This is a genomic window from Arthrobacter sp. 01T419 (assembly GCF_056398865.1).
On sequence record NZ_JBFTQF010000009.1, the window covers coordinates 45,527 to 65,188 of the forward strand.

At 63.7% G+C, this 19,662-nt stretch carries 17 protein-coding genes and 1 pseudogene; 8 read left to right on the plus strand and 10 right to left on the minus strand.

Annotated elements, in window-relative coordinates; all coding sequences use genetic code 11:
- The first annotated feature begins 103 nt into the window (after positions 1-103).
- The 3 genes from AC1DLO_RS14225 to AC1DLO_RS14235 are packed head-to-tail and all read left to right on the plus strand — an operon-like array spanning position 104 to position 4,735.
- Complete coding sequence (locus AC1DLO_RS14225; protein ID WP_476891232.1) at positions 104-1,531, plus strand: purine-cytosine permease family protein; 1,428 nt, start codon at positions 104-106, stop codon at positions 1,529-1,531.
- A complete protein-coding gene (locus AC1DLO_RS14230; protein WP_476891233.1) occupies positions 1,528-3,195 on the plus strand; it encodes an amidohydrolase in 1,668 nt (555 codons plus the stop codon). Before AC1DLO_RS14225 ends, AC1DLO_RS14230 begins: the two co-directional genes overlap by 4 nt.
- A gap of 31 nt (positions 3,196-3,226) precedes the next feature.
- The gene (locus AC1DLO_RS14235; RefSeq protein ID WP_476891234.1) at positions 3,227-4,735 is read left to right on the plus strand and encodes an APC family permease; all 1,509 of its coding nucleotides are present in this window, start codon (positions 3,227-3,229) and stop codon (positions 4,733-4,735) included.
- Between the two features lie 52 nt (positions 4,736-4,787).
- Here AC1DLO_RS14235 and aceB read toward each other — a convergent pair.
- Together aceB and aceA are read right to left on the minus strand one after the other, a co-directional pair.
- Positions 4,788-6,158: pseudogene (gene aceB, locus AC1DLO_RS14240) on the minus strand (malate synthase A); the annotation flags it as partial.
- 150 nt (positions 6,159-6,308) lie between these two features.
- Positions 6,309-7,640 carry an isocitrate lyase gene (aceA, locus tag AC1DLO_RS14245; RefSeq protein ID WP_476891236.1) on the minus strand — a complete coding sequence of 444 codons (1,332 nt, stop codon included), beginning with the start codon at positions 7,638-7,640 and terminating at the stop codon, positions 6,309-6,311.
- A gap of 156 nt (positions 7,641-7,796) precedes the next feature.
- Here aceA and AC1DLO_RS14250 point away from each other — a divergent pair, with 156 nt between their 5' ends.
- Positions 7,797-9,308, plus strand: a complete 1,512-nt coding sequence (locus AC1DLO_RS14250; RefSeq protein WP_476891237.1) for a helix-turn-helix domain-containing protein — start codon at positions 7,797-7,799, stop codon at positions 9,306-9,308.
- 141 nt (positions 9,309-9,449) lie between these two features.
- On the opposite strand, the gene AC1DLO_RS14255 is transcribed toward AC1DLO_RS14250, so the two are convergent.
- From AC1DLO_RS14255 to AC1DLO_RS14270, 4 genes are read right to left on the minus strand one after another with little or no spacing between them, the layout of a single operon-like run.
- A complete protein-coding gene (locus AC1DLO_RS14255) occupies positions 9,450-10,043 on the minus strand; it encodes a dihydrofolate reductase family protein (RefSeq protein WP_476891238.1) in 594 nt (197 codons plus the stop codon).
- Between the two features lie 52 nt (positions 10,044-10,095).
- A complete protein-coding gene (locus tag AC1DLO_RS14260) occupies positions 10,096-10,629 on the minus strand; it encodes a DUF6036 family nucleotidyltransferase (protein ID WP_476891239.1) in 534 nt (177 codons plus the stop codon).
- 31 nt (positions 10,630-10,660) lie between these two features.
- Entirely contained in the window at positions 10,661-11,026 is a 366-nt protein-coding gene (locus tag AC1DLO_RS14265) for an iron chaperone (RefSeq protein WP_476891240.1), read from the minus strand.
- A gap of 12 nt (positions 11,027-11,038) precedes the next feature.
- Positions 11,039-11,908: a hydroxymethylpyrimidine/phosphomethylpyrimidine kinase gene (locus AC1DLO_RS14270; protein WP_476891241.1), complete on the minus strand. Its 870-nt coding sequence runs from the start codon at positions 11,906-11,908 to the stop codon at positions 11,039-11,041.
- Positions 11,909-12,049: 141 nt separating this feature from the next.
- On the opposite strand from AC1DLO_RS14270, the gene AC1DLO_RS14275 reads away from it, so the two are divergent.
- Complete coding sequence (locus AC1DLO_RS14275; protein WP_476891242.1) at positions 12,050-13,447, plus strand: MFS transporter; 1,398 nt, start codon at positions 12,050-12,052, stop codon at positions 13,445-13,447.
- A 250-nt stretch (positions 13,448-13,697) separates the two neighbouring features.
- On the opposite strand, the gene AC1DLO_RS14280 is transcribed toward AC1DLO_RS14275, so the two are convergent.
- The 3 genes from AC1DLO_RS14280 to AC1DLO_RS14290 all read right to left on the minus strand — a co-directional run bounded on the left by AC1DLO_RS14280 (position 13,698) and on the right by AC1DLO_RS14290 (position 15,296).
- Positions 13,698-14,102 carry a hypothetical protein gene (locus AC1DLO_RS14280; protein WP_476891243.1) on the minus strand — a complete coding sequence of 135 codons (405 nt, stop codon included), beginning with the start codon at positions 14,100-14,102 and terminating at the stop codon, positions 13,698-13,700.
- 128 nt (positions 14,103-14,230) lie between these two features.
- The gene (locus AC1DLO_RS14285) at positions 14,231-14,608 is read right to left on the minus strand and encodes an NAD-dependent epimerase/dehydratase family protein (RefSeq protein ID WP_476891244.1); all 378 of its coding nucleotides are present in this window, start codon (positions 14,606-14,608) and stop codon (positions 14,231-14,233) included.
- Between the two features lie 31 nt (positions 14,609-14,639).
- Positions 14,640-15,296: a TetR/AcrR family transcriptional regulator gene (locus AC1DLO_RS14290; protein WP_476914504.1), complete on the minus strand. Its 657-nt coding sequence runs from the start codon at positions 15,294-15,296 to the stop codon at positions 14,640-14,642.
- Positions 15,297-15,510: 214 nt separating this feature from the next.
- On the opposite strand from AC1DLO_RS14290, the gene AC1DLO_RS14295 reads away from it, so the two are divergent.
- From AC1DLO_RS14295 to AC1DLO_RS14305, 3 genes are all read left to right on the plus strand, one after another.
- Positions 15,511-16,212: a queuosine precursor transporter gene (locus tag AC1DLO_RS14295; RefSeq protein ID WP_184741749.1), complete on the plus strand. Its 702-nt coding sequence runs from the start codon at positions 15,511-15,513 to the stop codon at positions 16,210-16,212.
- A gap of 103 nt (positions 16,213-16,315) precedes the next feature.
- A complete protein-coding gene (locus AC1DLO_RS14300) occupies positions 16,316-17,002 on the plus strand; it encodes an ABC transporter ATP-binding protein (RefSeq protein WP_476891246.1) in 687 nt (228 codons plus the stop codon).
- A 2-nt stretch (positions 17,003-17,004) separates the two neighbouring features.
- Positions 17,005-18,537: a DUF6297 family protein gene (locus AC1DLO_RS14305; RefSeq protein WP_476891261.1), complete on the plus strand. Its 1,533-nt coding sequence runs from the start codon at positions 17,005-17,007 to the stop codon at positions 18,535-18,537.
- A 97-nt stretch (positions 18,538-18,634) separates the two neighbouring features.
- Here AC1DLO_RS14305 and AC1DLO_RS14310 read toward each other — a convergent pair whose 3' ends face one another.
- The gene (locus AC1DLO_RS14310; protein WP_476891247.1) at positions 18,635-19,561 is read right to left on the minus strand and encodes a type IV toxin-antitoxin system AbiEi family antitoxin domain-containing protein; all 927 of its coding nucleotides are present in this window, start codon (positions 19,559-19,561) and stop codon (positions 18,635-18,637) included.
- Positions 19,562-19,662: the final 101 nt, after the last annotated feature.

Sequence of the window (19,662 nt, forward strand, 5' to 3'; positions counted from 1 at the left end):
ACGCTGGGTCTCGACAGCGGGCAATGCCAGGCAACGAATCCGGGGGAACTGCCGGTCCGCCAACGTCTGCACTTCTCCTTCCTCCCTCGTCAGGACACATGCCATGAAATCCATGCTCCGTTCACAACTCTTTGAGATCGAACAAGAGTCCATTGCACCCATCCCCGAAGACGCCCGCCACGGACGGTCCCGGGAACTCTTCACCATCTGGTTCGGTATGAACATGACGCCCCTGACCGTGGTCACTGGCGCCACTGCTACCACGCTCCTCGGCCTGCCAATGCTGAGCTCCATCATCGCGATCCTCCTGGGCCACGCGCTCGGCGGAATCGGCATGGCCCTGCACGCGGCGCAAGGACCGCAGTTGGGGGTACCCCAGATGCTCCAGGCACGCGGCCAGTTCGGTTCGCGCGGAGCGGCCTTGATCGTGCTCGTCGCAATCTTGATGTTCGTGGGATATTTCTCCTCGAACTTGATTGTCTCCGCCGATTCGATCTCTGCCCTTCTTCCTGAGGCCCGCGGACCTGCCATGATCATCGGCTGTGCCCTTCTCAGCTTCGTGATCGCTGCTTTCGGCTACAACTTGGTGCGCAAAGTGACTGCGCTGGGCGCCTACATCGTCGGTGCACTGGTGCTGGTGTCTTTCGCTGCGCTGCTCTCCAACGGTGATTTCTGGGGGCAGCTGAACCAAGGCGAATTTACCTGGACCGGCTTCCTGGCCATGCTGGCTATCGGCATCGTCTGGCAGTTGACCTACGCTCCCTATGTCTCGGACTACTCCCGCTACATGCCTGCCAAATCCGGCACACGGGGCGCATTCTGGGGAACCTATCTGGGTTGCGTCCTGTCCAGTGCCCTACTGATGGTGCTTGGATCCGGCGTCGGCCTGGCGGTCCACGGGGCAAGCACCATGTCCGGTCTCAACGGCATTTTGGGGCCCGTGCTCGGCGCAGTGGTCCTTGTGGGCTTCGCCCTGGTGGCCGCCGCGGGCAACTCCGTGAATGCCTACTGCAGCGCATTGTGTGCCTTGACGTTCGTGGAGACCTTCGTCAGTGGCTGGCGCCCGGGCGCAAAAGCCCGCCTGGTGACTTCCGTGGTGCTGCACATACTAGGCGTCGTGCTGGCCCTGGCTGCGGCCACCAGCTTCGCTTCCTCCTACTTCAGCTTCCTGAGCGTGTTGCTCTACGTGCTCATTCCGTGGTCCGCAGTGAACCTGGTGGATTATTACATCATTCGGCACGGATCGTACGCCGTGGATGAGTTCTACGCCGCGGATGGCGGCCGCTACGGTCGCTGGAATGCCGGTTCCCTGATGGTCTTCGCCATCGGCGTCCTCGCCCAGATCCCCTTCATGGCGACGCCTTTCTACACGGGCGCGATTGCCGAAGCCATGGGCGGAATCGACATCGCTTGGCTCGTCGGACTCAGCGTCAGCGGCTTGGCGTACATTGTCCTCGCGCGCATCGCACCCTCCCTGGTGCGTCTCAACTCAGGTTCACATGAGCCCGCCCCTTCGAAAGTAATGCCATGACCCACGCAGATTGGATCTTCAGCGGTGGACCCGTCCACACCATGGACCCGTCCCGCCCATACACGGACGCCGTTGCGGTGGCCGGAGGCAAAATCGTGGCCCTCGGCGCCGACGCCGCAAGTTGGCGCGGTCCCGCCACCGAACTGGTTGACCTCGCAGGGAAGGCGCTGCTGCCAGGCTTTCAAGACGCCCACGTTCACCCGATCGCGGGAGGACTGCAGATGCTTTCTTGCGACCTCGGCGGGGTCCACTCCCTGCAGGGCTACCGCACCCTGATTGCGGAGTACGCCAGCGCCAAACCTGGAGCGGAATGGATAACGGGTGCCGGATGGTACGGGGACGTGTTCGACGGCGGTTTCCCGCACCGCGCGCTGCTGGACGAACTTGTCCCGGACCGCCCGGTGTTCCTGATCAGCCATGACGGACACGGTGCCTGGGTGAACTCAAAGGCGCTGGACCTGGCAGGGATAACCGATAGCACTCCCAACCCTGACGGCGGTATTATCGCCCGCGACGGCTCCGGAAAAGCAACGGGCATGCTCATCGAGCACGCCGCCGATCTCGTATCGTCCCTCATCCCGGACCCGGACGAACGGCACATCCGCGCGGCACTTCTCGCGGCGCAGTCCTATCTGCACTCCCTTGGGGTGACCGCTTGGCAGGATGCCGCCGTCGGGCAGGCCCTCGGCATGCCTGATTCGTTCGAGCATTACCTGGCCCTTGAAGATGAGGGACTGCTCAGCGGCACCGTCACCGGAGCGCTGTGGTGGGACCGTGACCAGGGCATCGAGCAATTGGAACTGTTCAAGACCCGCCGGGCCCGGGCCACCGGGGGCTTCCGTGCGACCGCAGTGAAGATTATGGTGGATGGCGTTTGCGAGAATCTCACCGCCGCCATGACCAGGCCCTACCGGGGCCATCCGCGCGAGCGGGGGATGAGCCTGATCGAGCGGGCCGAACTCGCACGGATCGCCGCGGCCGTTGACGCGGAAGGCTTTGATCTTCATCTGCATGCCGTGGGCGATCAAGCGGTCCGCGACTGCGTCAGCGCCTTGGACCTGCCGCGAAGGGAGGGCTGGGACCCTCGCCATCAGATCGCCCATCTTGACCTGGTGGATCCCGCTGATGTGAGCCGCTTCGCGCAAACGGGGGCGATCGCCAACATCCAGCCATTGTGGGCGCGTATGGATCCGGTCCTGGTGGAGACCAAGCTGCCCTACCTTGACGAGGCCCATCAACAGGTCCATTTTGCCTTCGAAACTCTTCGTCGCGCCGGCGTCGCGCTGGCAATCGGCAGCGACTGGCCGGTCTCCAGCCCGGACCCACTGTGGGGCATCCACACCGCCGTGAACCGCACGGCCCCGCCTGCCGATCCGCACGCCGGTGATTTCCGCTCCCAGCACGAACCGCTCTTGCCCGGAGAAGCCATCACCCTCGGAGCCGCGCTCGCTGCATACACAACGGGAGCAGCGCGGGCCAACCGCCTCGATGCGGAGCGGGGAGCCGTGCGGGTAGGACTCGCCGCCGATCTTGTGGTGCTCGACGCCGATCCCTACGCCACCGAGGCAGCCGGACTGGGCGGAATCGGCGTTGAGTTGACCCTCGCGGGAGGTCGCGCGGTCTACAACCGGGCCAGCGACGCCGTCTCCTCCCTTCTGCACTAACGCAAACCAGAGTCGTAGCAAAGGACCGATCATGGATCAGCAAACAGCTTCAACGAGCCTTGCCCAAGAACAAAGCAAACATCTGCAAAAATCACTGGGCCGCTTCGACATCCTTCTCTTAGTGGTCGCTGCGGTCATCTCGGTGGAGGTCCTCGGACAGGTATCGGGATTCGGCGGGGAGACCTTCACTTGGACCCTGATCCTCTCCATCACCTTCCTGATTCCGTATGGCCTCATCTTCGCCGAGACAGGCGGAGCCTTCACTGAGGAAGGCGGAGTCTACGTGTGGACCAAGATGGCCTATGGCCGGGCGGTTGCCGCCATCACATCATTGTTCACGTGGGTCACCCAACCGGTCTGGGTGGGCGGCGCAATGTCCTTCGTCGCAGTGGAGACCTGGTCCGAGTATGTGGGGCACGTTGAAGCGGGCGGCGTCGGGGATTACCTCTTCAAACTGGCGTTCATCTGGATCACCGTGACGTCCGCAATCATCAGCCTCAAGCGAGGCAAATGGCTGCCCTCCCTTGGCGCCATCCTCAAGGTGGTCTTCCTGACCTTCTTCATCATCGTCACCTTGGTCTACGGGCTGCAGCACGGATTCAACGGACTGGATCTGGGGTTCTTCTCGCCCACCTTGGCTGGCTTCCTGGGCGTCACACCGCTCCTGCTGTTCTCATTCCTGGGCTTTGAATCCGGCAACAGCGCTGCCGGGGAAATGAAGAATCCGGCCAAGGACGTGCCGATTTCGGTGGCCCGTTCCTCCATGATCGCGGCGGCGAGCTACCTGCTGCCGATCCTTGCGATCCTGCTGGTGGTGCCGCTGGACCAGATTACGGGCATCAGTGGGCTCTTCGGCGCCGTAGCCACGGTGTATTCCGTGTTTGGTGCCGCGGCACAGGCCATGCTGGCGGTTTCGGCGGTGGTCTTCTGCTTCATCTTGGTTTCGCAGGGTGCTGCGTGGATGATCATCAGCGACCGCATGCAGGCCATGGCGGCCGCGGACGGCTCGTTCTTCGGGGGCTTCTTTGGCCGTTTCCACCCCAAGCTCGGCACACCCATCCGCGTGAACACGCTCTCCGGCGTAGTCGCCACGTTCTTCATGTTCGCGGCGATGCAGCTGAGCGGGACCAGCAGCGCCTTGTTCCAGGTGGTGTTGACCATCGCGATCTCCACTTTCCTGCTCAGCTACCTGTTTGCCATTCCGGCAGCAGTGCGGTTGCGCAGCAAGTACCCGCTCGCGGAGCGTCCCTTCAAAGTTCCAGTCTCCGATGCCGTTTTCCGCCTCATGGGAGCCATTTGCTTCGCCTGGATCCTGATCGGCTCGTGGGTGGCCATCTTCCCGGGAACGCTGGACATGCTCTTCGGCCTGACGTACGACTTTGACACGGCCTGGGGTGTTTCACAGTTCACATTCGAAGCATTCGCCCTGGGGACGCTCTGCTGCATCCTGGCCCTGGGAATCGTGGGCTATGTCCGGGGCAAGAAGGTTCGCGAGGGCGTAGCTTCCGCGGAGGTTCCCGACGCCGTCGTCGTCCCTTAACGTCGCGCGAGCTGGCAGCAGATGACGCTTCCCAAGCGTTTTGGGGTCATCTGCTGCCGTCTTCCATCAGGTTGTGGATGGCCACGGCGCCGTTGCCGCGCAGCCAGGACTCGATGTAGCGGATGCCCACTTCGATGTTGTTCCGGATGCCGGTTTCGGTGATGGTGCCTTCAGTGGAGGCGACGTCGATCAGCGCACGGTCGTCCGGGGTCACATCCTCACGCGAGCGGTCCAGCTGGTTCGGACGGTTGCCGAGGACGCCGTCGAACACTTCACGGCAGACCGGAACCAGGTCCGGGTGGGCGACCCAGGAACCGTCGAAACCGTCACTGGCCTCGCGGGTCTTGTCCGCGCGGACCTTCTCGAACGCTGCGGTGTTGGCGGCCTCGTCCTTCCGGTTCGGAACGGCGGCGGCCATGCCGCCGATCGCCATGGCGCCGCGGCGGTGGCAGGCCCGCACCAGCTGCTCGGTGTAGGAGCGCATGAACGGCTGGGTCATGGAGACCTGGCCGCGGTCCGGCAACACGAAGCGGGGGCCGCGGGTGCGGAAGTTCTTGATCACGGAGAAGATGTAGTCCCAGCGGCCGGCGTTCAGGCCCGAGGCATGGTCGCGCAGCTCGAAGAGGATTTCCTCCATCTCGAATGCCGCGGTGATGGTCTCGATGAGCACCGTGGCGCGGATGGTGCCCTGCGGGATGCCGAGCAGGTCCTGGGCCAGGATGAAGATGTCGTTCCAGAGTCGCGCCTCGAGGTGGTTCTCGATCTTGGGCAGGTAGAAGTACGGGCCCTTGCCCTGTGCGAGCAGGCGGCGTGCGTTGTGGAAGAAGAACAAGCCGAAGTCCACCACGCCCCCGGCAACGGGCTTGCCATCGATGAGCATGTGCTTCTCCGGCAGGTGCCAGCCACGCGGACGCACCACGATGGTCGGCAGGTCCTCGGCGGCACGGAGCTTGTACTCCTTGCCCTCCGGCGAAGTGAAGTCGATCCGGCGCTCCAGCGCGTCCGTGAGGTTCAGCTGGCCCTGGATGACGTTGCGCCAGGTAGGTGTCGAGGAGTCTTCCATGTCGGCCAGCCACACCTTGGCGCCCGAGTTCAGCGCATTGATGGTCATCTTGCGGTCAACGGGCCCGGTGATCTCCACGCGACGGTCCTCCAGGCCCGGGGCTGGGGGAGCGACGCGCCAGTTCGGATCGTTGCGGATTTCCGCCGTCTCTGGGAGGAACCGGGGATCCTGGCCACTGGCGATCTGGCCTCGGCGGGTATGCCGCGCCTGCATCAGCTCCTGACGGCGCTCCGCCGTCGCGCGATGCAGGGCTGCCACGAACGCCAAGGCATCCGGAGTAAGAACCTCGTTCTGCCGGTGGATGGGCTGGGCGGTCAGCGTGATGCCGTTGATCGTGTAATTGTCGGTGAAACTGTTCATGGGAGTGGCTCCTTGAATGGTTCCCAACTGGCTCGCAGCAGGTGTCGTTTTGAGGGCTCAAAACGACACCTGCTGCTACCTAGTTGGGGAAGTGGGCCCACGGCCGCCGGGTTCCCTCGCGAGCTTGCGAGTGGAGGGGGCGGCTGGGGATTAGTGGAACTGGCCTTCTTCGGTGGATCCCACGAGGGCCAGGGTTGATGCGTTCGGGTTGAGCGCAGTTGCGATGTCGTCGAAGTAGCCGGTGCCGACCTCGCGCTGGTGCTTGGTTGCGGTGTAGCCGCGGGACTCGGAGGCGAATTCCTTTTCCTGGAGTTCGACGTAGGCGCTCATGCCTTCGCGGGCGTAGCCGTGGGCGAGATCGAACATGGAGTAGTTCAGGGCGTGGAAGCCGGCCAGGGTGATGAACTGGAACGTGAAGCCCATGGCACCGAGTTCACGCTGGAACTTGGCGATGGTGGCGTCGTCCAGGTGCTTGCGCCAGTTGAACGACGGCGAGCAGTTGTAGGAGAGCATCTGGTCCGGGAACTCGGCTTTGACGGACTCGGCGAACGTGCGGGCGAGCTCGAGGTCCGGGGTGCCCGTTTCCATCCAGATGAGGTCGGAGTACGGGGCGTATGCCTTGGCTCGGGCGATGCAGGGTTCGATGCCGTTGCGGACCTTGTAGAAGCCCTCAGCGGTACGGACCGGCTGGCCCCCTTCGCGGAGGATGAATTCCTGGTCGCGCTCGTCGACGTCGGAGGTGATCAGGGTGGCTGCCTCGGCGTCGGTGCGGGCGATGATCACCGAAGGGGTGCCCGCGACGTCGGCCGCGAGGCGGGCGGCGTTCAAGGTCCGGACGTGCTGCTGGGTGGGGATGAGCACCTTGCCGCCGAGGTGGCCGCACTTCTTTTCCGAGGCGAGCTGGTCTTCCCAGTGCACGCCCGCGGCGCCGGCCTGGATCATGGATTTCATGAGTTCGTAGGCGTTCAGCGGGCCGCCGAAACCGGCTTCGGCGTCGGCAACGATCGGGACCAGCCAGTCCTCAACGGTCTGGATGCCCTCAGAGAATTCGATCTGGTCGGCCCGAAGCAGGGCGTTGTTGATCCGGCGGACCACGGTCGGGACCGAGTTGGCCGGGTAGAGCGACTGGTCCGGGTAGGTGTGGCCGGAGTTGTTGGCGTCGGCGGCGACCTGCCAGCCGGACAGGTAGATGGCGCGCAACCCGGCCTTGACCTGCTGCACGGCCTGGTTGCCGGTCAGCGCACCGAGGGCGTTGGTGTACTTGCCTTCCTTGTGCTCCTCCGTGAGCTGCTTCCACAGCTTCTCGGAGCCGCGCTTGGCCAAGGTGTGTTCTTCGGAGACCCGGCCGCGGAGGCGGACGACGTCGGCGGCTGAGTAATCGCGGGTGACGCCTTCCCAACGCGGGTTGGCAGCCCATTCGAGCTCCAGTGCGGCGGCCTGCTCGGTTGCGGTGGGCTGCTCTGGTTCAAATGCTGCGGTCATTGTTCTGTCTCCTTTGACGCTACTTTGGCGTGTTGCTGTGTATGTAGCCCCGGCCGATCTTCGCTGCGCCTTTGCAGTCCAGGCCGGCCGGGGTTTCCGTAGTTCTTACTTTTCAGTACTTCCAAGGGTCTTACTAGAGAAAAACTATGGAAAGAAATGCACTTCTTCGCGTATCCTCAAGAAATGTCACCTGTGAGCTGGAACCGCGAAGTACCGCCGCCGTCGTCCTCTGCCTCTGACGCTGAACTGGACGTCATCAGCCTGGGCCGCCGCGTGCGGTATCTGCGCAAGCAGGCCGGGCTGACCCTCGACGACGTGAGCGCCGCCGTCGGGACCGCCCCTAGCCAGCTGAGCCTTATTGAGAACGGCAAGCGGGAACCCAAACTGGGCTTGCTGAAGCAGCTCGCGGCGGCATTGAACGTGGGCATCGACCAGTTGCTTGGAGCGGAGCCGCCCAGCCGCCGTGCCGCCCTGGAAATCGAGCTGGAACGGTACCAGCGCGGGCCTCTGTACGAGTCCCTGAACCTGCCGAAAATACGCGTCAGCGCGCGGCTTCCGCTTGATGTGCTGGAGTCTCAAATAGGCCTCCTGCAGGAGCTTGAGCGCAGGCTCAACGAGCAGATCGCGACGCCGGAGGAGGCCCGCCGCGCGAATGGCGAACTGCGTGCCATGATGCGCGAGCGCGGTAACTACTTTCCTGAGTATGAAGCCGAGGCACAGAAGGTCCTCAAGGGCGTTGGCTACACCGCCGGTCCCTTGAGCCAGCACGTCATTGCGGACATCGCGGACCACCTCGGATTCACGCTGCACCACGTGGGTGATTTGCCGCATTCCACCCGTTCAGTGACCGATCTAAAGAATCACCGAATTTATCTCACGCAGAGCCAGCGGCAGGACCACGATCCCCGTTCGGTCCTCCTGCAGGCCCTGGGCCACTACGTTCTTGGCCACGAAACGCCCAAGAACTACGGCGACTTCCTGGCGCAGCGCGTCGCAACGAACTACTTCGCCGCAGCGCTCCTCCTGCCCGAACACGCCACCCTGGAATTCCTGCAAAAGGCGAAAGCCGCCAAGGAAATTGCTGTCGAGGATATCCGGGACGCCTTTGCCGTCTCCTATGAAACAGCTGCGCACCGCTTCACGAACCTGGCCACGAAGCACCTGGGCATCACCACCCACTTCCAGAAGACCCACCAGAGCGGCATCATCTACAAGGCCTACGAGAACGACGGTGTGGCCTTCCCCCAGGACCACACCGGCGCTATCGAGGGCCAGCCGGCGTGCAAAGCGTGGACTTCGCGTGCCGTGTTCGACGTTCCGGACAAGTTCAGCGCCTACAGCCAATACACGGATACCGTCTCCGGCACCTATTGGTGCACGGCGCGCACCGAACGCTCAGCGGCAGGGGAATTTTCGCTCAGCATCGGCGTGCCGTACCAGCACGTTAAGTGGTTCCGCGGGAGGGAGACGACGGCGCGGGCTACCTCGACGTGCCCGGACCCGAACTGCTGCAAGCGCCCGCCGGCGTCGTTGGCTTCTTCCTGGGCGGGCAACGCCTGGCCGTCCGCCCGCGCCCACTCGCACCTGTTGGCCGCCATGCCGCCGGGCGCCTTCCCCGGCGTGGACGAGACCGAGGTGTACGCGTTCCTGGAGGCGCACTCGGGGTAGCGTGCTTGGGCTGTTGCTTGGGACGCGTCACGCCACGCACCTTTTTGGATTCCCGTAGGTTGAGCCACCCCGGAATTCCGCGGCTTCGCCCATGAGGTGGACCCAAAAACTTGCTTGGCGTGACGCCGACATCGCCAGGGGCTACTGCTTGAGGACCGGGTAGTTTAGGTGGGTCACGCCCACACCCTCGACGACGGTCGGGTTGCCCAAGGTGAAAGGCGCGTTGCCAAGGCGATCGAACAACCGGATACCGGATCCGAGCAGGAGCGGAACGAGGTCGACGCGGATCTCGTCGAGTAGCCCGGCGTCGAGGCACTGCCGAATCGTGTCCGCGCCGTGCATGCCCACGATCTTGTCGCCCGCTGCTGCCTTTGCCTGCGCGACCGCGCTTTCCAGCCCGTCGGTGACGAAATGCACCGTTGAGTCGGATCGGGGCCACCCTTCGGGCACCTGGTGAGTCACGACGAACGCAGGCACGCCGAACGGGTGCTGTCCGCCCCACGCGTCGGCGCGGTCGGATGTGCGTCGCCCGGTGAGCATCGCCCCCACCTCGCCCATAAGCCCACGTACGTGTTCGGCGCTCGCGGCGGAAACGTGGAAGGTGAACTCCGGCTTGACGGTTGGTACGTCGACGTCACCTGCGAAGTACCAGTCGAAGACTTCGTCGACGCCGTCCTCGAGATCCGCTACGTAACCGTCGAGGGACATCGACATGAGCGCTACAACCTTGGTCATTACCTTGCTCCTTCAGTTTCGGACGGGTTTGGGCCGGCCGGCCGGAGCCAGGTCAAACGGACATGGCCCAGGACAAAGCCGCATCGCGACGCGCCTCGGAGGGGTCTATCAGCCGGATTCGGTCCACGAGCCGGACGCGGTCTATCAGGGACGATTCGATGAGTGCCAAGACGAACGCATGATCCTTGGGCCGTGCGGCGATGAGCTTCGCCGCGCAGAGATCGTAGGGATCCAGGCAAAGCCCGGTGCTGTTCCGGGTCCGCTCATTGCGCACACCGACAAGGCGGTACTCCCAGTCGGCCGGCAGCACTGCGGTCTCCCTTTCGACCGCCTGGACATAGAACCCGAACTCGTTGTGGAAGGGAGACCACTCACCGAGCGCCGAATCGAGGCTGTCCGCAAGCGTGCCGGCGTCGTCATCGGAAAACGGGGCGATGTCGACGGCATCCGACATAGTGATTGCGGCAGGTAGCTGGTCCTCCGCGAAGGACCCCAGAATTGACTGGCTGCCGATCACGATCACCCGGTCGCCGTGAGTGATATCGGCAGCGGCCCGAATGGCGTGCTCGAGCTCATCGCGGCGCATGGCTGTACGGTACCGCGGCGCAGCCCGATTGTCAGTACCCGCCCCGTGCCCGCTCGCGCTCAGCCAGCAGCATCGCCACTTTTTCGATGAGCTCGTAAGGCATCGGCTTCCCCAGAGGGAACTTCAACGTGCCCTTGGCTGCCCGGAAAGGGGCGATTTCCCGCTCGAATTCCTCGTCGCCGTCGGGCACTGGATAGACGGAGATGTGGTGCTTCCACGCCGCGAAGTACACAACGTAGTGGCCGGCGAGCGTGATGGTGGGGATGCCGTAGCTGATCCGGTCCCCGCCTCCGGGCACAGCTGCCAGGGCCCGCCGTCGGATCTCCTGAAGGATCGTTTGCACCTCGCCGGGCCGCGACGCGATGTACTCGTCCACCGTTTCGAAATGCTCAGCCATGCGCTTCGCTCCTCAGTACCCGCCGCTCCGCCGCTTTTGGACCAAGCTTGCCTTAGCGCGCGCGCCTTGCCAGAGGGCGTCGAACGGGGCATTGGAGGAAACCCGGGCCGTAATCCCGGCCGTGACAAAAGCCTTCGCCGTCCTGGCCGCCCCAAGCGGCGAGGCGCCCTTGGCGAGCTCGGCCGTGATCGCCGCAGCCAAAGAACAACCCGCACCGGAGACTGCCACTTCGCCCACTTTGGGGGCTGCGAGCACTTCGAGAGTCTCGCCGTCGTAATAGACGTCGACGGCGTCCAGGCCTTCCAGCCGCACCCCGCCCTTGGCGAGCACAGCGGCGCCGCTCAGTTCATGGATGCGGATGGCGGCGGCTTTGAGGCCTTCGACGTCGGCGATCTCCAGTCCGGACAGCGACTCTGCTTCGAAATGGTTCGGCGTGACGAACGTGGCCAGGGGAAGAATCTGGGCCTTGAGTGCTTGGTCGGTGTCCAGTGCGTGGCCGGGCTCCTGGCCCTTGCAGATCAGCACCGGGTCGAGCACGACGTTGGTGAATTGGCCACCCTTGAGTGCCGACTCCACTGTGGAAATCGTGGCCGGGCTGCCCAGCATGCCGATCTTCACCGTGTCCAGGGCCTCGGCGCCATAGGCCGACGTCGTTGCCTCCAACTGCTCGGCGATTACCTTCTGGTCCACGGGCATGAAGCGGTGTTTCCAGTTGTCCTGAGGATCGAAAGAGACGATGCACGTGAGATTCGCAATGCCGAAGACGCCGAGTTCTTGGAAAGTCTTTAGGTCAGCTTGGGCCCCCGCGCCACCGGTGGCTTCGGATCCTGCGATGGTCAGGGCGATGGCTGGGGCCACGGGCTGGGCGGCGAGGGAAGTCATGCGACCATCCTGCCACCGCGTCCGGGGTGTCCGCTTTGTACGAATGACCAATATGACCAAAACCTTCTTGGAGGAAGTTACCCAGCGGTAGGGTGGCGGCGGTGCGGCCGGTGGCTGCGTTATCTCCAGGAAGGTTCGATGATGAGCACCCAGCAAGCAGTGCCCCAGAGTGAGGCCGCCGAGACGCGCAAGGCCGTGGGCAATATCCTCAAAGGCTCCGCAGGCAACCTTGTGGAGTGGTACGACGTGTACATCTACACGGCGTTCTCCGCCTATTTCGCATCCCATTTCTTCAGTTCCAAGGACCCGCTACAGAGCAATTTGGAGGCCACGGCCGTTTTCGCCGTGACGTTCCTGATGCGCCCCATCGGCAGTTGGTTCTTCGGCCGCTATGCCGATCGCAAAGGCCGCAAAGCCGCCCTGACCCTGAGCGTGACCATGATGTCCGCGGGGTCGTTCGCCATTGCCATCCTGCCCACCAAGGACGTGATCGGAGTGTGGGCCCTGGTGCTCCTGATCCTGATCCGGTTGATCCAAGGGTTCTCCGTGGGCGGCGAATACGGCACCAGTGCCACGTATATGTCCGAGGCCGCAACGTCCAAGCGTCGCGGCTTCTTCTCCTCCTTCCAGTACGTCACATTGATCGGTGGGCAGATGCTGGCCCTGCTGGTCCTCGTGGTCTTGGAACAGGCCCTCGGCAAGGAAGCCTTGGGTGGATGGGGTTGGCGTATTCCGTTCGTCATTGGAGGAGTTGCCGCGCTGGTGGTTCTTTGGCTCCGACGCTCCATGGAGGAGACCATTTCCGCCGAGCAGGCGGCCGCTGCCACAGCTCCGGTGGCCGGAGAGGCCCAGCCGGGCACCCTGAAACTGCTGCTCACCAAGCATTGGCGCGCACTGCTGATCTGCATCGGAGTGACCCTCGGTGGCACGGTGGCCTTCTACACCTACACCAACTTCATCCTGTCCTTCATGCAGAACACCAGCGGCATACCCAAGGAAACCAGCAGCCAGATCAACTTCTGGGCCCTCTTGATTTTCATGTGCCTACAGCCCGTCTATGGCATGATCTCGGACAGGGTGGGCCGCAAGCCGCTCCTCCTCTGGTTCGGCATCCTTGGTGCTCTGTGCACGTGGCCGCTGTTGTCTGCGCTGAGCGGAACCAAGGACCCGTTCGTGGCCTTCCTGCTCATGATGGGTGGCCTGTTGATCGTGGGAGGTTACACCTCCATCAACGCCTTGGTGAAGGCCGAGCTCTTCCCATCGTCCATCCGCGCTCTCGGAGTGGGCCTTGGGTATGCGATCGCCAACTCGCTGTTCGGCGGGACGGTTCCGCTGGTTGGCGCGGCCTTCCAAAAGGCCGGCCAAGTGGAGGTCTTCTTCACCTATGTCACCGTGGCCGTCGGCGTCTCTCTGCTGGTCTATATCTTCGCCCTAAAGAACAAGAAGCCAACGCATCTGGACAAGGAGCAAGGGAGTGCCTTCGGCTCGCCCCGCGCCGACAACTCCCCGGTCGACGATCAGGACCCGGTCAACGCCTAATCCCTGGGCTTCGGGCCGACTTCCGCTCCTCCCGACGCTCGCTCACTCTTGTGGGGTTTTGGTGCGACGCTCGCTCACGGTCCCATCGCCGTCGACCGCGACGGGCGGGATGCTCTCATCGATACCGCCGCCGAACACCCAGGGAACACCATGGCCGCACTCGGAAACGAGATCGGATACTTGGTCATCTCTTCCGCTTCTTCTTCGTAGCGCGGGGGATCGCACACATCCTCGCCGATGCCGCCGTGCGCTACTTCGGGTTGAAGGCCAGCGAGTCAGTTCCGCTGGTCCATGTCAGAGAGCCGTTGTTGTATCCCATATCGACGGGCTTCTTAAGGAAGGCCATGACCCACAGCTGCTGGGAGGCGGCGAGTTCCGCGCAGGCGGCGGCACCCACGGCGATGTCTCCGACCGTGAGAACTGTTCCCGTCCTTGTTGCGGGCCCGCTTAAAGGACCACACGTGGTAGTGACGGTCAAATGGAGGGATCCGTCCACGGTTTGCAGTTTCGCGGTAACAGCTCCGGAGGATGCCCACGGAAGATCCTTGCCGTCCGCTTGGCCCGAAACACTTGCGTAGGTGCCGCAGGGAGCGGCCGGTAGGAACGACGCGCAGGTTTCGCTCGGTGCGCCGGAGGTCACGGGAAGGGTGGGCACGGGGACACCATTGGGGTTCGGGGCAGCGGTGCCCGGGCCGGGTACTGTAGCTCCCCCACACGCCGCTAACGCAAGGGAAGCTATCAGAACGGTTAATGCCTTCGGCCACCAGCGAATGTTCGTTGCAGTCACTGGTCAACGTGGATTTGACGAGCGGAAACAGCAATCACCGCCGCAGCCGCACCGTAAACTAGCTGCTTCCTCATGGAATGGGCGCACAAGCCAACCGCCTGGCCAAGCACCGCGGTGGTGTCCGTCCTCGACTTCAGTATTTCCGCCCGGTTCCGGGAGGTGTAGCGGCAGTTCACGGAGCGTCCGGCGAGGTTCACCAGCAGCTCGGCACCGTTATGCGCTTTGGCGATGCCGCCGTCGTCGTCCCAACGCGCGTCATGACCGGTGGCGCGGCCAATGGTCCTGACGGCCCAGCCCTCCGCCTCGAAGCGACGCTTGAAGTGGCTACCGATGAAGCCCGATGCTCCCGCGATCACCACGGATTTGCCTGTCATGTTTCCCCTTTTTGTTGCGTTGTCCGTTCGCTCAGCCGCGGATGCTGTGGGCGAGGCCGAGGACGTCGTCCAGCACTTTACTGACGCCCGGGATCTTGGCCAGGGACAGGCCTCTCGCGATGAGCAGCACGGCCCCGTCAACGAGCCGCCGGGTGCGCATTTGTCCGTCCGATTTGTCGTAGACCCAGAAAAGCGCGATCCCCATGTATCCGAGCCAGAGGAGTTCTGGCAGTTCGGCGCGCAGTTTTTTGGGCGCGGGGGGCGTTGAGCCGTCGACGGCGGCGCGGAAGATCGCGAGCGAGGCCTCGCGGGCGGCGGTGGAGTCCTCGCCGAAAGGGTTGACGGGCGACGTCGGCCGGATCGCCGTCGCGATGAAATCGGCACCGAACTGGTGGTACGGGGCCATGACGTCGAGGCCTGCGTGCAGCACTGCCTTCAGGCGGCCCGACAGGTCGTGAACGCCATCCGTGGCTTGCYGGGCGCGGACCGCATGCTCAGCTTGGACCTGCAAATAGAGCTCCTGGACCAGTTCGTCCTTCGAGGCGAAGTAGTAGTAGGCGTTGCCCACCGAAACCCCTGCTCCTTCGGCGATAGCGCGCATGGTGGTCTTCTCGAAGCCGAGCTCCCGGAACATCTTGAGAGCGACATCGGTCACTAGTTGACGGGTCTGTTCACTCTTGGTGGCCACGTTTGGCTCCCTCTCCCACACATTTTGAACGTGTTCAAGAATCAGCATGCCACCTTTTTGAACACGTTCAAATTGTTTGCGTGCGGAGCGGAATCCTCGATGCGAGAATGGGGGAGGTTCCGCGGTTTGCAGGCGGGTCCATCACCAGTGCTAATACAGCGGGGCGCCGTGCTCACTCCGGCCGCCTGCGCGAACCACTACGAACGGACAAACGATGACGTCAGCTTCAGAATCCCAGACCCTGAGTAAACCCACGCCGCGTTTCGCGTCGATAGGCTCCCCATACTTTGGCATCATGCTGGCATGCATGGCCGTGGTGCTGATCCTCTCCAATATCGGCGCTGCCAAAGGCGTGATCTTCGGCCCGATCATCACTGACGGCGGATTCTTCCTCTTCCCGCTCGCCTACATTCTTGGCGATGTCATGAGCGAAATTTACGGGTTTAAGGTGGCCCGGAAAGCGATCATCACCTCGTTCGCCTTGTCAGCGTTCGCCTCTCTCTGCTACTGGATCATCATCGCGCTGCCCGGCTTCAATGACGACTACGGTACTGCCAAACAGGCTGCCATCGAGGGCGCACTGGGGCCGGTTCCTCAGATCGTCCTGGCTTCGCTCCTCGCGTTCCTTGCTGGCCAGACCATCAACTCCTTGATCCTTGTCAAGATGAAGGCCCGTTCGGGTGAGAGAACCCTGTGGGCTCGGCTCATGGGTTCATCCGGGGTGGGGGAATTCGTGGACACACTGATCTTCTGCAGCATCGCGGCTTCGGTCATCGGTATTACGGACTTCGGAAGCTTCGTCAATTACGTGCTGGTTGGTTTCGTCTACAAGGTCGCCGTCCAATACATCCTCGTGCCTGTGACGTCTTTGGTCATTGGCTGGATCAAGAAGCGCGAGCCTAGCTACTGGGCGTGAGCACAGCGAGCGCCACAGGTGAGCGAGCGTTGGGCCGGAAGGCGGCATAGGTGAGCGAGCGTTGGCTCAGGGGAACCGCAGGGAAGTCCGGTAGTTTCAGAGCATGAAGCTGGGAAACGCCGTGCTGACGGCCGAGAATCTTATCGCGGGCTACGGCGAGCATGCAGTGTGCGGGCCGCTCGACGTCGAGGTCTTCTCCGGGCAGGTGCTCGGGATGGTCGGCGAGAACGGCGCTGGCAAGTCCACCTTGTTGCGCACCATGATTGGCGCGCAGGCGGCTATTGAAGGCGATGCCCACGTGCTTGGCTTGATGCCGGACGACCGCTCGGCCCTCTTTCGCAGCAAGGTCTCGGTGCTGCTGGATGAGGATGCCTACTTCGATTCCCTCACCGTCCGTGAGCACCTGTCCCTGGTGGCCCGCGGGCATGGTCTCGCCAATCCTGATGCTGCCGTGGAGAGCGAGATTGAATTCTTCGAACTCCAAACGGTCGCGGATGCCTTTCCTGATGAGCTTTCCTCGGGACAGCGCCGCAAGTTGCTCCTTGCCTCGGCGTTCATTCGGCCCTTCGAGTTGCTTGTCCTGGACGAACCGGAGCAGCGGCTCGATACCCGCATGCGCGGCCTGCTCGCACAGCGGATTGCCCGGACTGCCAAGAAGAATGCGGCCGTCGTCATGGTCACGCACGATGCGGACGTCGCCCAGGCGGCGTGTACCCGGGCCGTAATAGTTGACGACGGCGGTGCGCGCGTGGTCAGTACGGACGAGGCTGTGGCGAGGATCCGCAGGTGAGCATGTCCACTGCTGCCATAGCGCAGCCGGAGTTCGTGGAGTTCGACCCGGAGCGTGCAACCCGCAGGGTCATTCGCCCGCGCGGCCAGTCCCTGCTTTCGAGGCTCAATGAGCTGTACGTCCAGTTCCTGACGTTCGGCGTCGGCCTGATCTACGCAACGGGCTTGCTCAGCGGGCTCACGGCCGCGGCGGAGCATGGCTTTGGCGGACATCTGCTTTCGGGAAGCTACGGAGTGGTGCCTGTTGAGTATGGCTTGGTCATTGCTTTTGGGCTCTTGGGTCTCGCGGCCTATTGGGTGTCCGGCCGGCTCGGGCCGCTGGCGATCACGGCCAATCAGCGGCACTGGTGGTACTCGCTGGCTATCGACCGCGAACCCCTTTTGGCTCGAGGCTTGCGCCGCGCAGTCTGGGCTGCCGCCGTCGTCGGGGGTCTCACTACCATTCCCGTAGCGATCATCAGGGGCTCGAATGCGGCGGTCTTTGCCGGCCGAATCCTGGCGGGGGCGCTGACGGGTGCGGCGATCCTCGCGCTGGCCGCCTTCGCTCAGACGCGCTCGGCAGCGTCGGCCGGGACACCGGCCCAGCGTCCAGCTCGACAGCAGGGCCAGGCGACCAGATGGATCTTGGCGACTGTCTCGGCAGTACTCGGTGCGATGCTGTTCGGGACACTGCAAGGCAACTGGATCTTCGCCGTCGCCCCTGCCGCGGCTTTGGTGGCTTCGGCTCTTGGCCTGCGAAACAAGCTCTCGAGCGTCCGCACGACCTCGCTGCTCAAGGCCGGGTCCGCGAGGGGACATGTCCAGGCTGCGCTGACATTGATGGACACTGGGGAGCTCAGTGCCTCGCTTTCCAGCGGCGGCAAACGGAGCAGGGTCAAGATCCCGGGTACCCCTCAGACCGCAGCCGGCGCGCTCTTCCACGCGGAGGCAACGGTACTCGCCCGGCAACCCGGCCGGCTGTGGCGCTGGGGCCTGGGCCTCGCCGTCGTTCCCTTGACGGGGCTGATCCGGACGTTCGATTCACCCATCATTCTGCTTCCCGTGCTGCTTGCCGCGGCGATCTTCTCGTCCACTGCGGCGGCCGGGCCGCTCTGGCAGTTGCGCATGGCCCCGAGCCTAGACGCCCTCCTCCCGATTTCCAGAACGGCCTCGCGCTGGGTCCACGTCGCGCTGCCGGTAATGCTGATGTCATTGTGGACGACGGCGGCTGCCGGATTCTTCGTGCTGGCCGGCGGCTTCCGGGTGGAGCTTCTGGTCCTGGGTGCGGCGGCGGGCGGTGGTTTGGGCGCGGGGATGCTGCGACGCGCATTCCGCCAGCAGGAAGACCTGACCAAGCTGGTGTACCTGATGCAGCTTGGACGCAGCGGACCGGCCATGTTGGGAACCCGGATCCGGGGCTACGTGCTGTGCCTCTTCGCCCTGGTGCCCCTGGCTTTGGGCGTGCTGTTCAACGCTCCCGAGGTCCTGGTGACGCCCGCCGTCGTGCTCAATGTGGTGCTCCTGGTGATCGGCGTGACGATGGCGGACCGCCCCTGAAGGGAGGCCTGCGCCCGAGTTCGCCGGAACGGTGCCGGCTCGCCGGAGCTTTTCGGCGACCGGGGCGCGTTCCGGCGAGCTCGACGGCGGCAGGCTGCTAGCGGAGGGCGGTTAGTATCCGGTTCTTGAATTCCTGCTCGCGAAAGAGGTGCTTCCACTCCACACGGACGAAGCGCCAACCGTCCTCGCTCAGGGCCTTCTCCCGGCGCCTCTCCTGGAAAATCACCTCGGCTGTCGGCTTGAAATCGAAGTACTTGATCTCGCCATCGAATTCCAAAGCGACCTTTGCCTCCCGCCAGGCAAAGTCGAGCCGATGCCGACCTGCCCGGCTGTGCACCTCAACCTGCGGTTCAGGCATCGGCAGCTTCAGCCGCGAGATGAGTTCGCGGCATAAGGTTTCGCCGGCCGATTCGGATCGTGGATCGGCGTTGACCAGGGCCTTTCGAAGGTTCCTGACGCCGCGTCGGCCATCCAGTGCGTCGGCCATGGCCTGTAAGAGCGCACGATCCGCGCCAAGCCTGAGTCCGTGGTCCATGAGCACCAGCGCCTGCTTGTAGCTGAGCAGCATGGCGCAATCCACCACGGTCCGCTCCAAGGACGTGACCCTCAAGTTCCCGATCGTCACAATGTCCGTCTCGTCGAAAGGCCTGGTGTGACCGCGGACATCCTTGCCAAGGCGCTCCCTGGAGGGTCGGACCCGCAGCAGGATGTGGATGAGGTCGTCAACATTCCAGAGGAAGAGGTGGTGCAGCCGCGCCGCCGAGGTATGGCTATATACGAAGTCTCCCGCCGACGTCGTGAGCGTTCCATGCGCATGCGCGTAGATCAGTTGCGTGCTTCGGAGCCAAGCGGACTGCTTCTGCCAGAGGGCAGCCCGAATGTAGCAGCCGTACCGTAGCCGGACAAGCTTGCCCCGACGCACCAAGAGTTGGATTGCACGGGAATTGAGCCCATGTGCGTGGAGTTGATCGGTGCGCCAAAGGTTGCCCTTTTCCGGGAGCGAAGGTGGTTGGGAAGGCGTCATTGGTCCAGCCTCGCGGGCCGCCGGGGCCCGCGGAAGCCGCTCGGTCGGCTATGTGGAAAACGTGGGGTCGCCGGAACGGTGCCGGCTCGCCCGTACGCTCC